Consider the following 1,853-nt stretch of genomic DNA (forward strand, 5'->3'; position numbering starts at 1 on the left):
ATTTTTTTATGTTCCCGTAGCTCAGCTGGATAGAGCACCGCCCTCCTAAGGCGGGTGTCGGACGTTCAAATCGTCTCGGGAACGCCATAAAAAAAGACCTATAGATTAGGTCTTTTTTTTATTTAAGAATATCACGATTAAATATTGGACTATATTTTTTAGCTATATTACTTTGTTAACAATTTGATTGTTTTTTTAGGGTTATTAGATATAATTAATATGGTTATATTGTATAAATAAATTTGAGAGGTACAGGATGAAAAAATTCTTATGGGGTACGGCAACCGCAGCTTATCAAATAGAAGGTGCGTATAACGAAGACGGCAAAGGCTTGTCCATATGGGATGAGTTTAGCAAAGAACCAGACAAGATTTTTCAAAATCATAATGGTGATATCGCTTGTGATTTTTATCATAGATTTGAAAGCGATATAGAATTATTAAAAGAACTAGGTATAAACTCCTATAGATTTTCTATAAGCTGGCCCAGAGTTTTGCCACAAGGCACAGGCAAAGTCAATCAAAAAGGCCTTGACTTTTATAACAAGATTTTGGACTTGTTGCTAGAAGCTGACATTATTCCGTTTGTTACGCTTTATCATTGGGATATGCCTTATGAGTTAAATCTAAAAGGCGGGTTTCTCAACAATGATTTTTCGGATTGGTTTTGCGAATATACTCAAGTAATACTAAAAGCTTTTCAAAACAAAGTAAAATACTATGCTACCTTTAACGAGCCGCAATGCATAATTGGTTTGGGCTATGGCAAAGGCGAGTTTGCCCCAGGCTACAAAGTATTACAAAAAGAAAGGCTAAGAGCGGCTCACAACCTTTTGGTGTCCCACGCAAAGTCCGCTCAAGCAATAAAAAGTCACAACTCTGACATTCAAGTCGGATTGGTTACTTGCGGCACAGCATTTTATCCTTGGCAAGCAACTCAAAAAAATATCCAAATTTTACCTTTAGCTTATCAAAGCCAATATGACGAAAGTTCAATATTGCTATACACTGATCCAATCTTTTTGGGCAAATACCCTGAACAATGCTATCGTGAAGTTCCTGAGTTTTATGATAATATCAACCCTCAGGACTTAAAACTTATTTCTACGCCTGTGGATTATCTTGGTATTAACAACTATGAAGGAATGCCCGTTGTAGCAGACGACGACAACGGTTTCAAAATCATAAAAAGAGATGACGGGTTTGCTAAGACCGATATGGGTTGGGCGGTAGAAGAAGACGGATTATATTGGCTGAGCAGATTTTTGTATGAAAGATATAATAAGCCTATATACATAACCGAAAATGGTATGGCCAACAACGATTGGGTGCATATGGATGGATGCGTACACGATCCACAACGCATAGATTATTTGCAACGCTATATAGGCAAGGTACAACAAGCCATAAAAGACGGCATAGATATTAGGGGGTATTTTGTTTGGAGCTTTATGGATAATTTTGAATGGGCAAGCGGTTATGCAAAACGCTTTGGGCTTATACATATTGATTACAAGACACAAAAGCGCACCCCAAAAGACTCTTTTTATTGGTATAAAGATTTTATCCAAAAGAATATTTAATATACTAATGCTGATATATTTAGATAATAAAACAATATTATCAAAATTAATAGGTTTCTTTATTAATATGATTTTGATATAATTTATATATTATTTAATTATATTTTTTATTTTTATTAGGATAAGGTGAAATGAAAAATATCAGCGTTAATAATTTGCTAAGGCCCAAAGAGGTTTTTGCCGAAGGTTTATGTTTTTATAAAGTTTTTTTAATTTTTGTTTTTGGCTGCATTTTCGGAACATATTACGAACAAGTTTTAAAATTAATCGC

At 34.5% G+C, this 1,853-nt stretch carries 1 protein-coding gene and 1 tRNA gene; both read left to right on the top strand.

The annotated features are described in order from the left end of the window. The first annotated feature begins 10 nt into the window (after positions 1-10). Positions 11-87 (top strand) — tRNA-Arg (locus VIL26_00800). Positions 88-256: 169 nt separating this feature from the next. Beyond that, positions 257-1,582 carry a GH1 family beta-glucosidase gene (locus tag VIL26_00805; GenBank protein ID HEY8389484.1) on the top strand — a complete coding sequence of 442 codons (1,326 nt, stop codon included), beginning with the start codon at positions 257-259 and terminating at the stop codon, positions 1,580-1,582. Positions 1,583-1,853 lie beyond the last annotated feature (271 nt).

This window comes from Clostridia bacterium (assembly GCA_036562685.1).
Classification (GTDB): domain Bacteria; phylum Bacillota; class Clostridia; order Christensenellales; family DUVY01; genus DUVY01.

Coding starts and splice junctions, on each gene's coding strand:
- VIL26_00805 (HEY8389484.1), top strand. CDS start 257: ATGAAAAAATTCTTATGGGGTACGGCAACCGCAGCTTATCAAATAGAA.